The organism is Rhodothermales bacterium (assembly GCA_017643395.1).
Classification (GTDB): Bacteria; Bacteroidota; Rhodothermia; order Rhodothermales; family UBA10348; genus JABDJZ01.
In genome coordinates this window covers 179,604-199,955 of the sequence record JAEPNP010000004.1, presented here as the reverse complement: position 1 = coordinate 199,955, position 20,352 = coordinate 179,604, and the positions used below count along the sequence as shown (strand labels likewise).

The following is a 20,352-nucleotide window of genomic DNA, read 5'->3' as shown; positions in this document are numbered from 1 at the left end:
ATGATCTGCCTGCACGGCGGGCCGGGGATCGACGGCGGATACATGCGTCACTCCGTGCTTGCTCGCTTCGAGGTGCCCGACCTGCCCGGACACGGCGCTCGAGCCGGGGACGAGGTGAGCATGGACGCCTGGGTGCACGCCACGGTTGAGGCGCTGGCCACCGAGCCGGATCCGCCGGTCCTTCTCGGTCACTCGTTCGGCGGATTCATCGCCCTGGAGACTGCGCTGAGGCATCCGGATGCACTCAGCGCTCTGGTCCTGGTGTGCACCGGCCCCGGTCCGGTGAGCATGAAGCCGCCAACGTTGCCGGACGATCGCTCGGTCGGCGCTTTCTATCGCGAGCGGTGGCCTCGATTCTTCTCGGGCGATGCGGTCTGGGGCCCCTTGGACGCCTCGCAATTCTCCGCTCGCGCCTTCAACCAGGGGTTCCAGCACATCTTGCCCGGATGGCAGGTCGGCCATCGGCTCACTGAGGTGAAGTGCCCGGTGCTGCTCATCGCGGGGGAGTCGGACGGGTACCGGGGCGCGATGGAGGCCATGGCTTCCGCCGTGCCGCAGAGCCGCCTCGTGGTTCTAGAGGGCACGAAGCATCTGCCGTTTCTGGAGGCTCCGGAATCGTTTCTCCAGGCCCTGACCGGTTTGCCGGGAGTCGCCGAGGCCAGCACGCGAACGCACCGGTAGGTTGGTCCCGGCACCCATGTCGCCGGCCTACTCCTGCAGCAGTCCGTTCGCGTGGGCAAAATTGACCAGCCCCACAAGCGACCCCGCGCCGGTCTTTCGGAAGATGTTCTTCCGGTGTGTCTCCACGGTCTGCACCGATATGAAAAGCGTCTCGGCGATCTGGAGGTTGGACTGCTCTGCGACGACCAGCTTGAGCACCTGGCGCTCGCGGGGGCTCAGCAGCGCAGTCGGCGTGTCCGGGGGTTTCGCGGGAAACACCTCTCCGCCGCTGCTGACCGTGCGGATGGCGGACGCCAGCTCAGAAACCGGTGCTCGTTTCAGCACCAGACCGCGAGCTCCCGCCCGGCGTGCCTCCTCCTGCAGATAGCCATCCTCGTGCATGGTCAGAATCAGCACCGCCGTGTCGGGATACAGCCTGCGGACCTCCCGGGCCAGCGTCAGCCCATCGATCTCAGGCATGGACTGGTCGCTCACGAGTACGTCCACGTGCGTGCCGGCCAGCGCGTCGAGCGCTCCCTGGCCCGAGGACACAGAAGCCACGACCGACAGGTCGGTCTCTGCCCCCAGCCGTGCGGCGAGACCCTCACGGAGAACACCGTGGTCGTCTGCCAGCATCACACGAATCGCCGGCTCGGTCATGCAGCTTCGCGCGCCTCGACGAGTGTTGCCATGAGATGCAGGGTGGTGCCGGCCCTTCCAGGAGTACTCTCGACGCGCACCGTGCCTCCGATCGCGCGTGCGCGCGCCTGGATGTTCGGCCAGCCGTGACCGGAACCCGCCTCGAGGGTGGCCGGATCAAATCCGGGGGCCTGATCCTCGATCGTCACCTCAAGCGCCCCCTCGTCAGCGTGGATCTGTACGAAGACCTCCTTGGCTCCGCTGTGTTTCAGCGCATTGGAAAGCCACTCCTGTACGATGCGATAGACCGAGTGCCGTGTCTCCGGCCCGAGGTCAGGCAGGGTTCCTGCATGCACATGCACGGTACCACCTGCGGCCTGGACGCGGGCAGCCAGCTCCTGGAGGGCGGCATGGAGGTCGCCACGGACGAGTGCGGCCGGCATGAGATTGAATGCCACCCGGCGCATCTCGTCATACATCTCGTCAAAGACCGCGGGGGAGGCGGTTTCAGTACCGAGGGAGAGCCTGGCGGTTGTGATCAGCTGCCCGAGCCCATCGTGGAGATCTCCGGCGATGCGTTGCCGCTCCCGGTCTTCGGACGCAATGGTGGCGCGTGTCTGCGCGGCGCGGATCCGGGCCTCGGCACGGGCACGCTGGAGAGCGATGGTAGCGCCCAGTGCGAGGAGTGCGGCGAGGGCAAAACCCAGCAGCAGGTAGTTCCGCTGAAGGGCAGCCGACTGCTGCTCCAGTCGCGCCTCCTGGAGGACGATGGTCTGCTCTTTCTGCTCGGTCTCAAACTCCTCGCGCATCGCCAGAATCTGACGACTGCGCTCCTCGTTGAACAGGCTGTCGGCCAGCGTGCGTTCGAGTTTCTGGTGGGTGAGTGCCGCCTGCCAATCACCTTGCTCTTCAAATCCGCGGGCCATTTGTTCGAGGATGTGACGCTCGAAGTCGGCATACGCGAGCTCACGTGACACCGGCAGTACTTTTTCGTATTCGGTCAGCGCACGGCCCGTTTGGCCCCTTTCGAGAAACATGCCGGCCATATTGTTGAGGATGATGGCGTAGCCCAGCCGGTCGCCCAGCTGCTCCCGAAGCGCCGCACCTTCCCGGAAGTACTGCTCCGCCTGCGCGAACCGGCCCAGGCGCGACGACGTGATGCCCATGTTGTCCAGGTTGTATGTCAATCCGTTCACGTCGCCGATGGCGCGCTTCATATCCGCCGATTCCGAAAACAGCTGCATGGCCTGCTCGAAATCTCCCTGGTTGTCGTGCACGATGCCCATGTTGTTCATGGAGTTCGCGATCTGCACGCTGTCGGCGGCGGCGCGGGACACCTCCAGGCCCTGCACGAAGTACTCGAGGGCCTTGTCCAGATCGCCCTGCCGGCGATAGAGCGTGCCCATCTCGTTCATGGCGTGGGCCCGGATCCCTCCCGCGCCGGCAGCCTCTGCGGCGTCGAAGGCACGGAAGTACAGCCCCTGCGCCTGCTCAAACGCGCCTTCGAAGTAGCGCAGATTGCCGACATAAATCAACGCCTGGGCCACTCCGGCCGAATCGCCTGCCGCGACGGCCAGGCGGATCGCCTTCGCAAGCAGGGAGTCGGCCTGCGCGGGATCGGAGCCACGCAGGTCGCGACCCTGGTCGGTCAGCGATGTCACTTGTTCGGCCGTGGACTGAGCGGCCAGGTCGGAAGCGCAGAACAGGGCCACCGCCAGCAGGGCCCGGAAGACGTGACGCATAGAGGTAGATCAGGAAATTTGACTCGGGCAACAACATCCCCGAGAGCGCAAAATCACACCTGATCCGTGTCGGAGAAAGCCCCTCCGGCACCAAAACCGACCAACGGCCCTACATATTCCGCCGGTACTGACCGCCGACCTCAAACAGTGCCGAAGTGATCTGCCCCAGAGAGCACACTTTCACCGCGTCCATGAGCACGGCAAACACGTTTTCTCCGGCCCGCGCCGACTCCTGAAGGCGGCCCAGCGCCGCCGAGCTCTGTTCTGCGTTGCGTGCCTGGAAGCTGCGCAGAGACGCAATCTGGGCGTCTTTCTCCGCAGTGGAAGACCGCATCAGGGCGACGGGCGCATCGCCCGACTGATCTTCGTCCGCGCCCAGGAACGTGTTCACTCCGATGACCGGCAGCTCGCCCGAGAGCTTCTTGCGCTCGTAGTACATCGACTCCTCCTGGATGCGTCCGCGCTGGTACATGGTTTCCATGGCGCCCAGCACGCCGCCCCGGTCGTTGATGCGCTCAAACTCCACGAGCACAGCCTCTTCGACCAGGTCGGTCAGTTCGTCGATGATGAATGCGCCCTGGAGCGGATTCTCGTTCTTCGCCAGGCCCAACTCCCGGTTGATGATCAGCTGAATGGCCATCGCCCGGCGCACGCTCTCCTCGGTCGGCGTCGTGATGGCCTCGTCATAGGCGTTCGTGTGCAGACTGTTGCAGTTGTCGTAGATCGCCATCAGGGCCTGCAGGGTGGTCCGGATGTCGTTGAACTGGATCTCCTGGGCGTGCAGACTGCGTCCCGAGGTCTGAATGTGGTACTTGAGTTTCTGGCTGCGCTCGTTGGCCCCGTAGAGATCGCGCATCGCGACGCTCCATATCCGTCGTGCCACGCGGCCGATCACCGAGTACTCGGGATCCATGCCGTTCGAGAAGAAGAAGCTCAGGTTCGGCGCGAACGCGTTGACGTCCATGCCGCGACTGCGGTAGTACTCAACCAGCGTGAAACCGTTGGACAGCGTGAACGCCAACTGCGAGATCGGGTTGGCGCCCGCTTCGGCAATGTGGTACCCCGAAATCGATACCGAGTAGAAATTGCGCACCCGGTGGTCGATGAAGTACTGCTGCACATCGCCCATGAGCCGCATGGCGAACTCGGTGGAGAAGATGCACGTGTTCTGCGCCTGATCTTCCTTGAGAATGTCGGCCTGCACCGTTCCACGGACACGGCTGACGGCCTCGGCGGCAATGCGGTCAAGTTCCTCCTGGCTGAGCAGCCCCCAATCGACCAGTTCCTGGCCTGTAGTGCCCAGCAGCCCGAGTCCGGATCCGTCATGGGTTGGCGGCAGCTCCTTTTCGGGGCCGGTCGGTCCGGTGGGCCGGTATTTCGGGCGATGGGATCCGAGCCGCTCCTCGATCTCCCGCTCGACCTTTTCCCAGCGATCGGCCTCGCGCAGGTAGCGCTCCACCTGCTGGTCGATGGCCGTGTTCATGAACATGGCCAGCAGCATCGGAGCCGGGCCATTGATGGTCATGGAAACGGACGTCGCCGGGTCGCACAGGTCGAACCCGGAGTAGAGCCGCTTCATGTCGTCGAGCGTGCAAATGCTGACGCCCGCGTTGCCCACCTTGCCGTAGATGTCGGGCCGCTCGTCCGGATCGAAGCCGTACAGGGTCACCGAGTCGAAGGCCGTCGACAGGCGCTTGGCCGGTATGCCTTCACTGACCAGATGGAAGCGGCGGTTGGTTCGCTCCGGGTTGCCCTCTCCAGCGAACATGCGTGTTGGGTCCTCGCCTTCACGCTTGAACGGGAAGACGCCCGCCGTGAACGGGAAGTAGCCCGGCAGATTCTCCAGCAGCGCAAACCGGAGGCGCTCTCCGGGGTCCTCGGTGCGTGGCAGTACCACCCGAGGGATGCGCGTGCCGCTCAGCGACTCTCGGTACAGGGGCACTTCAAAATCGCGCCCCCTCACCGTGTAGGTGAACGTTTCCGCCGTGTATCGGGCGGCCACGTCATCCCACTGCTCGAGAATGCCCTTGCTGCGGGCGTCCAGGCGGTCCCACCAGTGCTTGACCATCTGGTCCAGCCGGGCCACCAGTGTGTCCCGGTCTTCAGGATCCCACTCGTTCAGTTGCTGCAGTGCGCCCGTTGCCTGACCCCATTTTCGGGCGATGGCCACCTGCTCCTCCGCATGATCGCGGTATGTCCGGCAACTTTCGGCGATCTCTCCGAGGTAGCGCTGCCGACGCGGCGGGATAACCGCGGTCTCTACGGCGGGTAGCTCCGGCAGGTCCGCGTCTTCGAAGAGCCGGGTTTCGCGGTCGAATGCGTAGTTCTCGTTCAGACGACTCAGAATCGCGAGGTAAAGCCGGCTCACGCCCGAGTCGTTGAACTTCGATGCCATGGTCGGAAAGACCGGCATGGTATCGGGGTCCTCGTGGAAGGCCGCCTGATTGCGCTGCATCTGTTTGCGGATGTCCCGCAGGGCGTCCGCGCTCCCGCGCTTCTCGAACTTGTTGAGCACCACGAGATCGGCCGCATCCAGCATGCCGATCTTCTCCAACTGCGTGGAGGCGCCGTAGTCCTGAGTCATGACGTAGATCGAGAGGTCCACGAGTTCGGTGACCTCGGTATCGGACTGGCCGATGCCCGCCGTTTCCAGAATGACCAGGTCGAACCCTGCGGCCTTGCACACTGCGATGGAGTCCGTCAGCGCCTTTGAGGTGGCGCGGTGGGCCTGGCGCGTCGCGAATGAGCGCATGTAGACGCGGTCTGCGTGCTCGCCGTAGATCGCGTTCATGCGGATGCGATCGCCGAGCAGCGCACCGCCGGTTCTCCGGCGCGTCGGGTCCACTGAGATGACGGCGATCTCCACATCGTCAAAATCGTTGAGGAAGCGGCGGATAACCTCGTCGGTGAGTGTGGACTTGCCCGCGCCTCCCGTGCCCGTGATTCCAAGCACCGGGACCGGCTTGAGCGTGATGCCCAGGGACATGCCTCCGTCGCCTTCGGGGCCTGCCGGCAACGCGGGTTCAGCGGCTGCCTCCGCTTCTACGGCAGTCAGCTGTCGGGCCATGACCTTCGCCGATCGCGTGCCGAGGCTCGAGCCGTCCCTCACGCCCGGGAGGGGGAAATCGCATTCTTCGAGCATGACGTTGATCATGCCTTGCAAGCCCATCGCCAGTCCATCCTCCGGGGAAAAGATGCGGGCGATGCCGTAGCTGTGGAGCTCCTGGATCTCCGACGGCACGATCACACCGCCGCCGCCGCCGTAGATGCGAATGTGGCCGCAGCCTGCTTCCTGCAGCAGGTCGTGCATGTATTTGAAGTACTCCATGTGGCCGCCCTGGTAGGAGCTGACGGCAATGCCCTGCACGTCCTCCTGGATGGCGGTGTCCACGACCTCCTGCACACTGCGGTTGTGGCCGAGGTGGATCACCTCGGCGCCCGATGCCTGAAGCACGCGGCGCATGATGTTGATGGCCGCGTCATGGCCGTCAAACAGGGAAGCGGCGGTGACGAATCGTACGGGGTGCTTGGTCTGGTACGTCTCTGGCTGCATCGTCAGGCGGGCGGTGGGCGGGAGCAGTCAGCTTGGACCGCCCGGTCCAGCGAAAGTTCGCTAGACGGCTGGGGCCTCACTCCACCCGGCACGCCCGTGCGTCAGACGCCGGACGACCCGCTCCCCGGGGCCGCGCGGCGGGTCGGTCGGGTTCACGTCCGCGGCCGCGGCCAGGCCGGCCAGAGAGCGGTTCACCCTGGAGGCCGCGGCGCGGGACACGGCGAGCAGGCGCCGCCGGCCGGGCAGAGGGAAGTTCATCCCTGGAGGCCGCGGCGCGGGACACGGCGAGCAGGCGCCGCCGGCCGGGGAACCGCCATTTCGGAGGCGCAAACGTGTAATCCGGGGGCCCGATTCCACTTGTGACCTGCGTCGGCCGGCACAGACATGTAATCCGAGGGCGTATTCCACTCGAGGTGCGCTGCGGGCGGCGCAAACGTGGAATTCGGGGGCCTCATTCCACACGGCGCGCCCAGTCGGCCCCCGCGGCGGTCGGGGGCGCCCCAGTGGCCGCGGCCGCGCCATGTGCGCCGCACCGGTTGTCTCGCCCCGCGCCGCGCCGCCCGGTAGGGTTCACGCGGCCTGGCCGGCCAGAGATCGGTTCGCCCTGGAGGCCGCGGCGCCGGCCACGCCGAGCCGGCTCGAATGGTCGGGGAGCGCCATTTCGGGGGCGCAATGTAATCCGGGCGCCCTATTCCACTCTGGCCGTGCCCGGGTCGGCGCAAACATGCAATCCGAGGGCGTATTCCACTCGGGGCGCGCTCTGGGCGGCCCAAACGTGGAATTCGGGGGTCTCATTCCACTCGGCGCGCCCAGCTGGCCCCCGCACCGGTCGGGGGCGCCCCAGTGGCCGCCGCCGCGCCCCCCCCAAGGCCGCGCCCTGCGTGCCGCACCGGTCGGGTGCGCCCCAAGGCCGCGCCCCGCCCCTGCGCCGAGGCCCGCGCCGCGCCCCCGAGCCCGCGCCGAGCCCGTGCCAAGCCCCCAAGGCTGCGCCCCGCCGGCCCCCCCCCAAGCGCCCTCAAGACCCCGCGCAGCCCACAGACGCCCAGGCGTCGTCCATGGCATCTGCGACGAGCACCTCCCAGTCTGCGGGGGGCAACGTCAGCTTGCACAGGTAGTCCACATACCGTTCCACCAGCTCCCTGATCTCCGGACTCGGGGAAACGAACGCAACTTGAAACCCCGGTCGCAGCCGCGTGAGGCGCGAGTCCTGGCTGGCCAGGAAAGCGAGATCCCTGTGCGAGACGTCGATACCTGTCACTGCCCGCAGGTCCACGATCGCGAATTCCGGCAGGGGTGAAAGCAGCGCGTCTCCGCTGTTCGCCAGAAGAAGTTCTTCACCGGTGACCAGTCCATCGCAAAGCCAGATGACTCCGCGCTCATGTCTGGTACTCGTGACGGGCATGCCCTGCTCCTAGGCTCCAGCTGCCTGCCGTACTCACCGCAGGCGCTCCATGCTGGGACGGATCAGCACCCTCGAGGTTCGCAAAGGCCGCGAAAGCGGCGGTCCCTAGCCGTCCTGAACGGAAAGCCGATCCAGCATTACGGCGGTCATCGCCCGCACGCCCACGCCGATCGCCGCGTCGTCCGCGACGTATCCCGCGCTGTGCGGCAAACCCTGACGGCCGACGCCAAGGAAATACATAACGCCCGGAGTGTGCCGCTGAAAGTGACCAAAGTCCTCGCTGAAGGCAGGTACGACAGACTCAATGCCATGCACGGTCACGTCCGGCGTCAGGCGTGCAAGGGACGCGTTGGACTGTTCCACAAGGGTCGCATCGTTCTGCACGCCGGGAATGGCTGCGGGGATCAGGCGGGCTTCGACTCGCACGTCAGCAGAACTCAGTGAGTCGCCCATGGCTGCGAACGTGCGTGCCAGTCTGTCCAGGATCACCGGACTCCCGGTCATGAGTTGCCCACGAATCGTGCGTGAGTCCCCGCTCCCTCGGGTCGGTGCCAGCTGAACCAGCACGGCATCCGGGGGCGATGGGAAGGACGCCGCCATCGGCGCTACCGTGCTCTCGGCCATCACACGGGATCGTGCAGCCGCTGCCGCACCATCCAGATCTCCCGAGCCCGTGATGTCGACATGCACCCACGACCGCGACACCATCATGCCTCCAGGCATGGTTGCAACGTGCCCAACGGAATATGGCGCGGTGTGCAGGGCGAACACGGCCTCGGGTAGGTGCTCCTCGAAAAGGCCATCCTCCAGCATGCGGGATGCCCCATCGGCGCGTTCTTCCGCAGGCTGGAAGATCAGCATCACAGCCCCCGGCAGCCGGTCGCGTGCTTCTGCAAGCACGGCGGCCAGACCAAGCCCGACGGCTGTGTGCACGTCATGACCGCAGATATGGCGGATTCCGGGTGTCAGGCTGGCATACGGTACGGGATCAGGTGCCGTGCTTTCCACCGCATCCATGTCCGCCCGGAATGCCACCAGGGGTCCTGGAAGCCCCCCATTCAGAACGCCCACGACTCCCGTTTCTGCGATCCCGCGACGGACCTCCCAGCCGTAGCGTTCGAGCCATTCAGCGACCTTCTCCGCGGTGCGGTACTCCTGCGCGGACAACTCCGGGTGCTGGTGAATGTCATGTCTCGCCTCCACCACCGCGGCCTCAAGGTCCGGCCAGGAGGCCATCACATCCGCAAACAGTTCGGTGGTCTGAGCAGAAGCCGGTCCGGCGACCCAGAGCGTCGCCAGGACAAGGAATAATCGAGACATGGACGTGCAGTTCGTGCCGGTCTTTGACCCGGAAATGCCCGGCGGGTTTGCAACAGTGCTGCTATTTGTCCTCCCTCTCGGCCGTCCACGGCTGAAGCAGGTCGCGATCCGGCGAATACGTTGAGCCGCGCAGCACGCCATCGTCACCCAGTCGTGCCATGGTCACGTACCGCTGCGCCGATCCGTCCGTGGTAACAAATGCGATCTGCACGTCGCCCCAGGAGGTATTCACCTGACTGAGTTGCACGGCCGAGCCGTAGAAGGTGCCGTTTATGACATCACCCTCCACCGCACGCACCACAAAGGGTTGATAGTACGGACCGGAGTCGGGGGTCGGCCGCAGGTCCACCTGCCACGTGCCCACCAGGTCCTGGGCATCCGGGGCCGGATTGGCAAGAGCAACGAGGGCGACAATCAGAAAAGCATGCATGGACGGGCGATGGGATGGTTGCCCGCAAATCTGCCCCCTGCGCCGACCTTGAAGCAACGCGAGTCGTCGCAGCGGACCTATGGCCTGAGCCAGGCGGTGATCGCTGCGGCAAAGCGAGCCGGGGCTTCCGGATGCATGCGCAGGTACATGGAAGGCTCAATCAGCTCGAGCTCCATCACGACATGCCTACCCTGGAATGGCACAAGATCAACGCGGGCATAGAGCAGCGGCCCATCGACCGCCTGAAGGGCTCGTCGGGCCGTCTCCAGTGCTTCCGCAGGCGGTGTGAACGGCTGAATCAGGCCGCCGTGTTCTTCCTGAACCCGAAAGTCGCCAGTCGCCGGGGTTTTGCGAATGGCGTGGCTGAACTCCCTGTCGAAAAAGAAAAGGGAGAGTTCGCCTTCGCCGAGGATTTCCGCCACAAAGGGCTGCACGAGACTCGGGCCCTCGGGCAACCGCGCATGGTCTTTCGGCGACCGGAGCACGCAGGCCCCCTCAGAATTGGCCGAGACTCGAGGTTTGACGACTGACGGATAGTCGAGGGGTCCCGGACGACGTCCGTCGCTCACGAGGCGGGTCGGCACGATGGGCACCCCGGAGTCACGCAGGTCGAGCAGGTAGCGCTTGTCGATATTCCAGCGCAGGGTGTCGAGCGGGTTCATCATGCGGGTCGGTACCGAGGCCAACACCTCCAGGAAGGCGTCCGGGTCGTTGTAATAGTCCCACGTCGATCGAACAACGACGCCGTCGACATGGGACCAATCTTCGCGGCCGACCTGCTGCCACGGCACCGAATGCACGGCGATGCCTCGCACGGACAACTCGGGTGCTACCAGGTCATCATCGATGACGTAGCCCTCGGGCTGCGCCATCGTCAGAAAAACGCACGTGGCGCGGCTCAACCCACAAGTGCCGACATGAGCGCCACGCCCACGGACTCGTTCTGCCCGGTGAGGATGCGCCGGAGGTAGCCGGCCTGCCCGACGTGAAGCGCGGTGTGGGCGCACATGTGAAGCAGAAAAAGGCTGTTGCTCATGGTCACGCCGTTGATCAGTACCTCCTCGGAGAGCTTCGCCTCCGATAGGGTGGGCAGCGTCGCCCGAATGTCCGCGATCGCCGCCTCAAGAGTGGCGATGACGGCATCGCCCGAGAGTCCGCGCGCCGCAAACTCATGCGGCCGGTCCCGCACATACCCCGTGGTGCCCATCCCGGCCCCGACGAAATGCCTGAGGCTGCCGGCCATGTGGAGACCAAGCGTGCCGATCGAGTTGGTGATGCCCGATGGACAGGTCCACAGCAGTTCGTCGTCGTTCAGGGCGCGGACCTCGGCAATCATGGTGGTCAGTTCCCGGACCATGAGCCGTTCGACATGTTGCACAAACATCATTCAACTGGATAGTGATCGGCATCGGGGAGAGTCGCCCGGGCAGTCAGGCTGCCCCACGCTACTGAGCAGCCGCCACCTCGTGCAAGTCCTGGCAGCCCCCCCCCGAGTGAGCGATCGGCGCCTACTGGGCGATGGGCTGTGAGGCCGCCGCCAGTTCTACATCGCTGCGCGCCATCCCGTCGCCCTGAACCGCTGGTCCGGGTGGTTCCTGCGCACGCTTGAACACCATGTGCCCGTCCCTAAGCCGCCCATACCGTATGGCGAGCATGTCCTGCACGTAGTTCTGATACGTGCGCCAGGGAGGCCGGCTGCCCTGCCGGGGCAGTTCATCCAGCGCCCGTTGCACGTACCCGGACGAAAATGTCAGCAGGGGAGCACGTTCCAGATCCGCCGGCGGGGTCGGCACGCAGAGGTCGTAGCCATGACGACGCATGTAGTTGAGCAGGCGACAGACCCGTTCCGCGGTGAGGTCCACCTTGAGCGTCCACGACGCGTTCGTGTAGCCGAACGCGACCGCAAAGTTGGGCACGTGTCCGAGCATCATGCCCCGATACGTGACAAGCTCCGACGCCCTCAACCTCTTCCCGTCGAGATACAGGGGAATGCCGCCGAACAGGAGCATCTCCAATCCGGTGGCTGTCACCACGACATCGGCCGGAATGTGCTCACCTGATTTCAGCTCAACTCCGTCGGCCGTAAATCGGGCGATGTGGTCTGTAGCAATACTGGCCTTGCCGTCTCGAATGGCGGCAAAGAAGTCCCCGTCCGGGGCGAGACAGAAGCGCTGATCCCACGGTTTGTAGCTCGGGGAGAAGTGAAAATCCACGTCTACGGTCGGGTCGTCAATAGCCGCACGCGCCGCCTCCATCACGTTCCGCTTGACACGTTCGGGGAGCCTTTGGGACAACTGGTAGAATCCGATGCCACCCAGGATATTCTTGCGGCGAATGAGGCGATGAGCCAGTCCGGCCGGCAGGAATCGGTGCAACCGGTCGGCCCACTTGTCGCGGGAGGGCCAGGCAGCGATGTAGGTGGGCGACCGCTGCAGCATCGTCACGTGCGCCGCCTCATCCGCGATGGCCGGCACGATGGTGACGGCCGTCGCTCCGGATCCGATGACCAGAACCCGTTTTCCGCGCAGGTTCAGGTCTTCCGGCCAATGCTGCGGGTGCACAAAGCGGCCCTTGAATGCGTGCTCGTTGGGGAACGCGGGCCGATGTCCCCGATCATAGCGATAGTAGCCGGCGCACATCAGGAGAAAGCGGCACCGGAAAACGCGTAATCCAGCATCAGTTTGTGCCCGCACGGTCCATCTGGCGGAGGCGGTGTCGAATCGGGCCTCGGTGACTGTGTGCCCAAACCGGATCCGGCGGTGTATGCCGTGCTCCGAGGCCGTATCAGCGACGTAGCGACGGATCGACGGACCGTCGGCGAACACCTTGCCCTCCGTCCACGGTCGGAATCGGTATCCGAACGTGTACATGTCGCTGTCTGACCGGATGCCCGGGTACCTGAACAAATCCCAGGTGCCGCCGATGCGGTCTCGCCCCTCCAGAATCAGGAAGGAGCGGTCCGGACAGCGCGTGGCCAGGTGCCAGGCGCTGCCGATTCCGGACACACCGGCACCGACGATAAGGACCTCGACTTCGGTGACGGCGACGCTCAGGGCACCATCCTCTCCCTGATCACGCTGAGATGCCCGTCTACTCGGCTCCATGTGGCGGCAGTGCCCTATTCCCAGATAGTGGTGTATGGCATGCGCGAACCTACAGCCAGGCCCCAGTCCTGATCAATTCCGCTCGTCTATCAACCCCTCCGCGCGCAGGGCATCAAACACGATGGCTCTGCGGGCGCTTCGGGCCTCGGCACTTTCTGCATCAGCGTTGAGCGCGAAGTAGACCACCCGTTCGCCGCGCTCGACCCAACCCACATACCAACCGATATCCGTGCCCGGGAGGGACGCCCAGCCGGTCTTGGCCCGGAGCACCCAATCGGCGGATTCCCGCTCGATCATCAGCCCGCGCACGGTTTCCAGCACGTCCGAATCGGCATCGAGATGGCCCTCGCGAAGACGTTCGAGAAACAGCACCTGCTCCACGGGGGAAATGCGCAGTTCCCCATCGAGCCAGAACCGGTCGATGCCTCCGCCGGTGTCTGCATTTCCATAGTCAAGCCTGCGCAGGGCGCGGCGCATGGCGGGGTCTCCGACCCGCCGGGCCAACTCCTGGTAGAACCATACCGTCGAATACCGGAACGCGGAGTGCATGGAGTGGTCCTGATTCCACGGACCAAAGAAGCGGACCTCTCCATCCCACGGAATGACGGTCGACGTGTCCGGCACGGCCCCGGACTCCAGTGCGACGATGGAGTTTGGGATCTTGAATGTCGATGCGGGAATGTACCGGCGGCAGGCGCGGTCCGGATCCGAGGCCCGCAGGAGGCCTGCTGCGGGCTCATAGAGAACGAGTGTGCCGTCCACATCGCTCTCTGCGAAGAGTGCCGCCAGCTCCGGAGAAGGAGCCAGCTGCCGGGACGGCAGAAACGCACACCGAGGGCCCAGAGAATCAGCGAGCCAGGAGGCCACCACACCGGCAAGCCGGGGGTGCTCCTGGAGGAGGTTCGCGGCGTGCGCACGCCCTGGCAGCAGCAGCACGTCAGCCAGCGAGCTCCGCTCCAGCACATCGGCCGTGATTTCCTGCAGGAATTGCTCCTCCCTGGAGGCGACGAACAGCCACGGCACCCCGGTCGAGTCCATCCCGGCAATGGAATCGTTGCTGAACGAGCCCGGAGACAACGCCACATAGGCCGCCGCAAACCCGTGTTTTCGCCCAGCATCCGCCATCTCCTCGCCGCTGTATGACGCACCGACCACGGCGATGCGTTCTGCGTCGACGGCACCATGCGCGCCGAGCCACGCGACCGCATCCTGCACAAAACGATCCGCCTGCCAGATCAGCGAGTCCCGACGGTTCGCCCCAGGCTGGAATGTGCCCAGGTTTGTGCTTTCGCCGTGACCTGGCAGATCGAGCCGGAGCGAAGCGATGCCTTCGAGCAGAAGCCCGTCTGCCAGTGTTCGGTAGGGGGCGCGATTGCCGGCGGCCTGGTTCAGCATGAGCACGGCCGGAGCGGGAGTATCGGCTGGCAGGACCAGGTCTCCTATCATCTGCCAGCCATGACTGGCGATAGCCACGCGCTCGGTGGTTTGCGCATCCGCCGAGAAGGGGAGGAAGCAAACCAGTACGGCCACCCATCTCATCATCAGTAGTCTCTGGTCTTGTTTCGGGAAACCTACGCCGTTCGACCAGTAGATTGGGTGCAAACCAGCGATACCTGCCATGAAGCGAATTCTACTCCTGGCGCTGGCCGTGGGACTCACGCTGCCGGCCTCCGGTCAGACGGATGTGCGCGACCGGATCATGGATCATTTCAACGGCTCAGTGGGCAAGATGGTGCGCCTGAGCGAAGCCATGCCTTCCGAACTGTACTCATGGGCACCGTCCGAAGGCACAATGACCGTCGCGGAGGTGTATGCCCACATCGCCCGATACAACTTCATGTATCTGGAAGAAAACCTTGGCATCCCCGCTCCGGAGGGAATTGACCTGGACACCATGGAGTCCGAGACCGACAAGGAGGTCGTCCGGGACCTGCTGCTCCAGTCTGTGGAGCATGTGCGCAAGCACGTGCCGGCCATGACCGAAGAGGCGCTGGCCGAGGAAACGACGCTGTACGGCCGTGCGGTTTCGAGCTGGGCCGTGCTCATGCAGTTGGTTGCCCACATGAACGAACACGTGGGCCAGGCGGTAGCCTACGCCCGTTTTAACGGGGTGGTGCCGCCCTGGTCAAGCTAGCCCCCCTCGCTCTCGTCCTGGTCTGCGCGTCAGCAGCTGTCGCGCAGCCCTATGTCAGTGCCGGACTTGGTCAGCTGACATTCGAATCGGATCGTGCCTCCTGGCGCGTGGCGCGGGCCGGTCTGGGCTATTCCGGCGGGCCTTTTTCCAGCAGGCTCGAAGCCTGGTTGTCCGAGCGCGCCGATTCGCGCGAAGTCCGTGTGCTGTCAGATTCATATCTCTCGGTGCCGTGGGGCTACTGGAATCTGCGCGCACTGTTCACCCCGGATGCCGCGGTCCATCCTCGCCGAGATCTCTCGCTGGGTGTTTGGCTTGATGCCGGAGGCGAGTGGGAGCCGTCCTTGAGCTTGAGGCAGATGGCGTTTGCGGGTGGCCATATTGCCATCTGGACACCGGGGATCGGTCGATATCTACCTCGCTGGTACCTGCGCGCCACCGTCCCGCTCGCAGCGGAAGAAGGCGGACCGGTCCAGGGGGCACTCGTCGTGTCCGCACGGCGCTATGTCGGTAGCCACTGGCTGCAGTGGCAGGTGTCCGGTGGCAGGGAAGCCGTGGAATTGCCGGTCCGGCTGCAGGTTGTTCGCACGTGGTCGGTCGGAGCATCCGCATCGATTGCCCGGGCGAGGGCAGTCGTCTCACCCAGAGCAGGCTTGCAGGGTGATTCGCTGCTCGGTACCCGGCTCGAGGTCGGAATCGGCCTTCAGCTGGGACTCGAGTGATGCCGGTCCTTGAGCTTCGGCTGGCCCTGGCGGCAGCCATCGCCACCAGCGCGATGGTCCTCTACCTCGTTGCGCTCATGGTCGCGGCCCGAATCTGGGGTCGCTTCTGGGCGATGCGGAGAGCGAATTTTGTGGATGCCTGGCAGGACTACCTGGCGTCGGACAAGGGGCCGGTCAGTTCACGCCTTCTGTCGCTCCATCCGGATGAGATGCATCACCTCGTCCGTGGGTGGAATCTTGCTGCCGAGGCGCAGCGCGGCCGACCCGAGCGCCTGGCGAGACTGCGGGAGATCGCCTATGCCTGCGATCTGGGACACGCTGCCGTCGCGCTGGCGTTTCGGGGACGCAGTCGGGATGAGCGCGTTTCCGGTCTTCAGGCGCTAGGTCATCTGGGCCGATCCGAGGTCTTCGACCGGCTGCGTGTCCTGGTGTCATCCCGCGATCCCCTTCTGTCTCTGGCAGCTTGGCAGGCATTGCTGCGGATCGACGAGGAACGGGCCCTCAGGGAGGTCGGTCAGGCCCTCTGCGCCCGGCCGGAGTGGCCTGAGCACTCGGTGGCGCAGTCCGTCGCCGCGCTGAGTGAGCAGGCAAAATCCGTTTTGATCGGCCAGGCAGCGGCCTTCGATTGCACACACAGGATTGTTGCCGCACTGGAGTCGTCCCATCATGCGGGGGCCACCCAACTCATCCGGCACGAACTCCAGACCGCAGGTGATTTTGACGACATCGCCCAGTTGCTGTACCGGGTGCAGCGGTCGGAACACATCGAGCTGATCGAGCGGGCGCTGGGCCAGGCGGATGCGGGAGCCAACCCGGGCCCCTGGGCGGCAGGCTACCGGCAACGGGCCCTTGTATGGAGGCCTCTGGACGAGGAGGCTCATGGCTGACGTCGCCCGCACGCTGGAATGGATCTTTCTGGGCTATTTCGGCCTGATGCAGGTTTCGTACTTCGCCCTCGTCATGGTGGCGTTCATCGAGATTCTGAGCCGGCTTCCTCGAAAGGGTCTCCGCCCGCTGCCGCCGGTGACCGCTCCCTACGCGCCCTCGGTATCGATCGTGATGCCGGCCTACAACGAGGAGGCCCTCATCATGCAAGCCCTGGGCACGATGCTGCAACAGGACTACCCGGCGCTCCAGATCGTGGTGGTCAACGACGGATCCACGGACCGGACCCTGGAAGTCCTGAAGGCAGAGTTGTCGCTGACGCCGGCCTTCCTGCCTCCGCGGTCGGCCGTGCCGAGTGCGCCCACAAGGGGCGTCTACCGCGCTGACGTCCCCTTCGACATCCTCGTCGTCGACAAGGAGAATGGCGGCAGCAAGGCGGACGCGGTGAACGCGGGGATCAACTACGCCCGCCACGACCTGGTCTGCATCATCGATGCCGACACCTTGTTTGAACGCGATACCGTGCAACGAGCTGTGCGCGAATTCCAGCGCAGACCGGGCACGCTCGCCGTAGGGGGGACCATCCTGCCCCTGAACGGCTGTGAACTCGGGCCCGACGGATACGTGCGGCAGGCGCGGGTGCCCCGGAACTTCTGGGCCCGGATCCAGACGCTGGAATACGTGCGCGCCTTCCTGTTCGGACGCATGGGTTGGGTCCCGTTCAACGCGCTGACCATCATCTCAGGGGCGTTTGGCCTGTTTGACCGCAAGGCAGTCGTAGCGGTAGGCGCCTACAGCCTGGACGCCATCGGAGAAGACATGGACCTGACCATGAAACTCCACCTGTGGGCCCGCGAGCACCAGCCCGAGTACCACATCGGCTTTGTGGCAACGCCGGTGGCCTGGACCGAGGTACCCGAATCGGTCGCCGTGCTCAGGCAGCAGCGGATTCGCTGGCACCGCGGCCTTTCCGAGGTTGTGACCAAGTTCCGCGGCACGACTTTTCGTCACGGGGCACTGGGGTGGCTGTCCTTTCCGTCACAGGTCGTTTTCGAATGGCTCAGTGCCATCCTGGAGACGCTGGGCTACGTCGTCACCCTGATGGCTTGGGCGATGGGCTGGATCTCGGACGAGGCCGTGGTTGCCTTCCTTATCCTGGCCGTGGGTCTGTCGATGCTCCTGTCGGTGGCATCGGTGCTACTGGAGGAGATAGCCCTGCGCATCTACCCGGGCAGGGATGTGGTGCGCCTGTGCCTGACTGCCGTCGTGGAGAATCTGGGCTACCGGCAGATGCATGCTGCGTGGCGCTCAATCGGGTTTTTTCAGTGGGCGTTTGGAGCGAAGCACTCCTGGTAGGCCTGGTCCGGTGACCAGCTCACCACAAGCACGCGCTCCTGATCCATTTCGAACCGACTGGTCCACTGCCGATCGCCGTGAATCACGGCCGCGCAGTCCTCGAGATCCACCTCCAGTCGGAGCGCCTTTGGGGACATTCTGAGCCCCGTGCGCTGTCCCTTCAGTACGGACTCTTTCAACGACCAGAAGAGCACGATCTGTTGCCAGGCGGGCAACTCCACGGCATCCCGCAGTGACGTTTCAGAGGGCCCGAGGATGAACCTGAACAGGCTTTCCGGCCGGCGTTTCATGGCCTCCAGATCGACGCCGACGGCACAGGGCGCGACGGTCGCGGCCGCCAGCGCACCGCTGTGCGAAATGGATACTCTGAGAGGCGAATCCACCACCTCCAGCGAGCCGTCCTCGCGCACGGAAAGCGGAACCTTCAGGGCCGGACACCCAAGCCGTTCAGCCAGGAGCGTTCGGGCCGCCATGCGACCGAGTGCAAACGATCGTCTCCGACCCTCATGTCGGAAACTCATCCGACGGGTGCGCTCCTCCGGTGTCAGGTAGCCGGCGGCCTCCTCATCCGAAACGGAATGTGCCGAGAGCTCCAGGAGCGAAATGTGATCTGGCAGCCGCATACAAAGAGGGGGCGACCGGAGTCCGGCCGCCCCCGCCAGGTTCGTACTCGAGACCTACTTCGCGGCGTCGAAATTCGACGAGACCGCCGTCCAATTCACGACGTTCCAGAAGGCCGACACATAGTCCGGACGGCGATTCTGGTAGTTGAGGTAGTAGGCGTGCTCCCAGACATCCAGCCCGAGGATGGGAGTATGGCCCTGCATGTAGGGACTGTCCTGATTGGCCGTCGAGTAGACGTCAAGGCCGCCGTCCCCCGTGACAACCAGCCAGGCCCAGCCGCTCCCAAAGCGCGTGCCTGCTGCCGCGGCGAACTTCTCCTTGAACGCGTCAAAGGATCCGAAAGCGCTGTCGATTGCCGAGGCCAGGGCGCCTTGCGGAGCGCCGCCACCGGACGGAGACATCACGCTCCAGAACAGCGAGTGGTTGGCGTGTCCGCCACCGTTGTTGCGCACACCGTCACGAATATCGGCCGGCACGCTGTCGATGCCGCGTAGCAGCTCCTCAATGGATTTGCCTGCCAGGGCATCGTGGCCCTCCAGCGCGGCGTTCAGTTTGTTGACATAGCCCTGATGGTGCTTTCCGTGGTGGATCTCCATGGTGCGGGCATCAACGTGCGGCTCCAGGGCATCGTGGGCGTACGGAAGGTCAGGAAGCGAATGGGACATGTCGATACTATTGATTTCTTGTGGGTGGTACCGGAGCAAACCGGTCTCCAGAGAACGGTCGGGCCGCCCTGAGGTTGCTTCCCCGTCGGTAGCCCGCGGTCTGGTGCTGCAAGTCGCACCTGGCAGAACCGGATGGCCGCTACGTGCGTCTGTTGCCCATGCTGCGACTGCTGTTACTCCTGGTCCTTTTCGCTGGCTGCTCCGGCCGCGAAACTCCGGCACACCTGCCTGCCCAGGCTGCCGTCCTCCAGACCGAGCCCACTCACGACACTGACGCGCAGTCCGGTGCCGCGGGGACACGATTTGCGGGGTCGCACGCGCACGCCCCGACCGACAGCACGGAGCAACGATTCCACGAGCTGATGGCGTGGGCCGTACAGCAGGGGCTGCCAGACAGGCCCATCGCCGAAATCATGGCCGCGCTGGGTCCGCGTTTTCTCGGAGCCCCCTACGTTGTCGGGCCACTGGACGGATTTGGGCACGAGGTCGTGGTGGCACGCCTGGACGCGTTCGACTGCTTTACGTTCGTGGAGGCACTCCTCTCCATGGCTCGGGGGCTGAGGTCAGGCGATCTCTCCTGGGAGGGCTACCTCAGACGCACGGAAGAACAGCGCTATCGGCACGGGAAGGCAGACGCGTATTGCGATCGCCTGCACTACTTCACCGAGTGGATCCAGGTCAATGAGGAGCGAGGACTCGTGGAGGACGTCAGTGCCGAGGTTGGAGGCATGCCCTTCCCGAAGGAGATCGGCTTCATGTCGGCCCACCGCTCGGCGTATCCGGCCCTGGAAGATGACCAAGTGTACGCCTGTGTGCAGGAGGCGGAGGCGTCCCTGCGCCAGACGCTCACCCTGCATTTCATACCTCAGGAAGAGATTCGACAGCACTACGATCGCATCCGCACGGGCGACATCGTATCCACCGCCGCCGGTCTGGAAGGACTCGACGTGACGCACACCGGCATCGCCCTGAAACAACCAGACGGGCGTGTAAGTCTACTTCACGCCTCCACGTCCGGGGGCGTGAAGATCTCAGAGGATCTCGCCGACTACGTGCAGGGCGTGCGAGTTCAGCAGGGCATCCTGGTGGCCCGCCCGGCCGATGGCTGAGCCGGCTCGC

General features: G+C 64.9%; 18 protein-coding genes. 6 read left to right on the top strand and 12 right to left on the bottom strand.

All coding sequences use genetic code 11. The features are described 5' to 3' along the window. Positions 1-681 carry an alpha/beta hydrolase gene (locus tag JJ896_13520; protein ID MBO6780667.1) on the top strand — a complete coding sequence of 227 codons (681 nt, stop codon included), beginning with the start codon at positions 1-3 and terminating at the stop codon, positions 679-681. A 27-nt stretch (positions 682-708) separates the two neighbouring features. Here JJ896_13520 and JJ896_13515 read toward each other — a convergent pair whose 3' ends face one another. The 10 genes from JJ896_13515 to blaOXA all read right to left on the bottom strand — a co-directional run bounded on the left by JJ896_13515 (position 709) and on the right by blaOXA (position 14,392). Continuing rightward, positions 709-1,320 carry a response regulator transcription factor gene (locus tag JJ896_13515; protein ID MBO6780666.1) on the bottom strand — a complete coding sequence of 204 codons (612 nt, stop codon included), beginning with the start codon at positions 1,318-1,320 and terminating at the stop codon, positions 709-711. After that, entirely contained in the window at positions 1,317-3,041 is a 1,725-nt protein-coding gene (locus JJ896_13510) for a tetratricopeptide repeat protein (protein MBO6780665.1), read from the bottom strand. Before JJ896_13510 ends, JJ896_13515 begins: the two co-directional genes overlap by 4 nt. Positions 3,042-3,150: 109 nt before the next feature. Then, a complete protein-coding gene (locus JJ896_13505) occupies positions 3,151-6,594 on the bottom strand; it encodes a methylmalonyl-CoA mutase family protein (protein MBO6780664.1) in 3,444 nt (1,147 codons plus the stop codon). Positions 6,595-7,609: 1,015 nt separating this feature from the next. After that, on the bottom strand, positions 7,610-7,996 hold the full coding sequence (locus JJ896_13500) for a hypothetical protein (GenBank protein ID MBO6780663.1): 387 nt from the start codon (positions 7,994-7,996) through the stop codon (positions 7,610-7,612). A gap of 105 nt (positions 7,997-8,101) precedes the next feature. After that, a complete protein-coding gene (locus JJ896_13495) occupies positions 8,102-9,316 on the bottom strand; it encodes an amidohydrolase (GenBank protein MBO6780662.1) in 1,215 nt (404 codons plus the stop codon). 61 nt (positions 9,317-9,377) lie between these two features. Further along, on the bottom strand, positions 9,378-9,746 hold the full coding sequence (locus JJ896_13490) for a hypothetical protein (GenBank protein MBO6780661.1): 369 nt from the start codon (positions 9,744-9,746) through the stop codon (positions 9,378-9,380). A gap of 77 nt (positions 9,747-9,823) precedes the next feature. Continuing rightward, on the bottom strand, positions 9,824-10,618 hold the full coding sequence (locus tag JJ896_13485; GenBank protein ID MBO6780660.1) for a hypothetical protein: 795 nt from the start codon (positions 10,616-10,618) through the stop codon (positions 9,824-9,826). A 26-nt stretch (positions 10,619-10,644) separates the two neighbouring features. Then, a complete protein-coding gene (locus tag JJ896_13480) occupies positions 10,645-11,133 on the bottom strand; it encodes a DinB family protein (GenBank protein ID MBO6780659.1) in 489 nt (162 codons plus the stop codon). 121 nt (positions 11,134-11,254) lie between these two features. After that, entirely contained in the window at positions 11,255-12,850 is a 1,596-nt protein-coding gene (locus JJ896_13475; protein MBO6780658.1) for an NAD(P)/FAD-dependent oxidoreductase, read from the bottom strand. Positions 12,851-12,922: 72 nt separating this feature from the next. Further along, positions 12,923-14,392, bottom strand: a complete 1,470-nt coding sequence (gene blaOXA / locus JJ896_13470; GenBank protein MBO6780657.1) for a class D beta-lactamase — start codon at positions 14,390-14,392, stop codon at positions 12,923-12,925. A 76-nt stretch (positions 14,393-14,468) separates the two neighbouring features. Between blaOXA and JJ896_13465 the strand changes: the two genes are divergently transcribed. Genes JJ896_13465 through JJ896_13450 form a run of 4 tightly spaced genes read left to right on the top strand, consistent with a single transcriptional unit; the run spans position 14,469 to position 17,944 of the window. Beyond that, on the top strand, positions 14,469-14,984 hold the full coding sequence (locus JJ896_13465) for a DinB family protein (protein ID MBO6780656.1): 516 nt from the start codon (positions 14,469-14,471) through the stop codon (positions 14,982-14,984). Beyond that, positions 14,972-15,703 (top strand): YaiO family outer membrane beta-barrel protein, encoded by a 732-nt coding sequence (locus JJ896_13460; protein MBO6780655.1) that lies wholly within the window; start codon positions 14,972-14,974, stop codon positions 15,701-15,703. The genes JJ896_13465 and JJ896_13460 overlap by 13 nt, the downstream gene beginning before the upstream one ends. Further along, the gene (locus tag JJ896_13455; GenBank protein ID MBO6780654.1) at positions 15,703-16,590 is read left to right on the top strand and encodes a hypothetical protein; all 888 of its coding nucleotides are present in this window, start codon (positions 15,703-15,705) and stop codon (positions 16,588-16,590) included. Before JJ896_13460 ends, JJ896_13455 begins: the two co-directional genes overlap by 1 nt. Beyond that, the gene (locus JJ896_13450) at positions 16,583-17,944 is read left to right on the top strand and encodes a glycosyltransferase family 2 protein (protein MBO6780653.1); all 1,362 of its coding nucleotides are present in this window, start codon (positions 16,583-16,585) and stop codon (positions 17,942-17,944) included. Before JJ896_13455 ends, JJ896_13450 begins: the two co-directional genes overlap by 8 nt. Here the strand turns inward: JJ896_13450 and JJ896_13445 are convergent. Further along, complete coding sequence (locus JJ896_13445) at positions 17,911-18,567, bottom strand: 4'-phosphopantetheinyl transferase superfamily protein (GenBank protein MBO6780652.1); 657 nt, start codon at positions 18,565-18,567, stop codon at positions 17,911-17,913. The two genes, JJ896_13450 and JJ896_13445, sit on opposite strands and share 34 nt — an antisense overlap. A gap of 54 nt (positions 18,568-18,621) precedes the next feature. After that, positions 18,622-19,233, bottom strand: coding sequence for a superoxide dismutase (locus JJ896_13440; GenBank protein ID MBO6780651.1), 612 nt, complete (start codon positions 19,231-19,233; stop codon positions 18,622-18,624). 158 nt (positions 19,234-19,391) lie between these two features. Here JJ896_13440 and JJ896_13435 point away from each other — a divergent pair, with 158 nt between their 5' ends. Next, a complete protein-coding gene (locus tag JJ896_13435; GenBank protein MBO6780650.1) occupies positions 19,392-20,342 on the top strand; it encodes a DUF1460 domain-containing protein in 951 nt (316 codons plus the stop codon). The last annotated feature ends 10 nt before the right edge of the window (positions 20,343-20,352 follow it).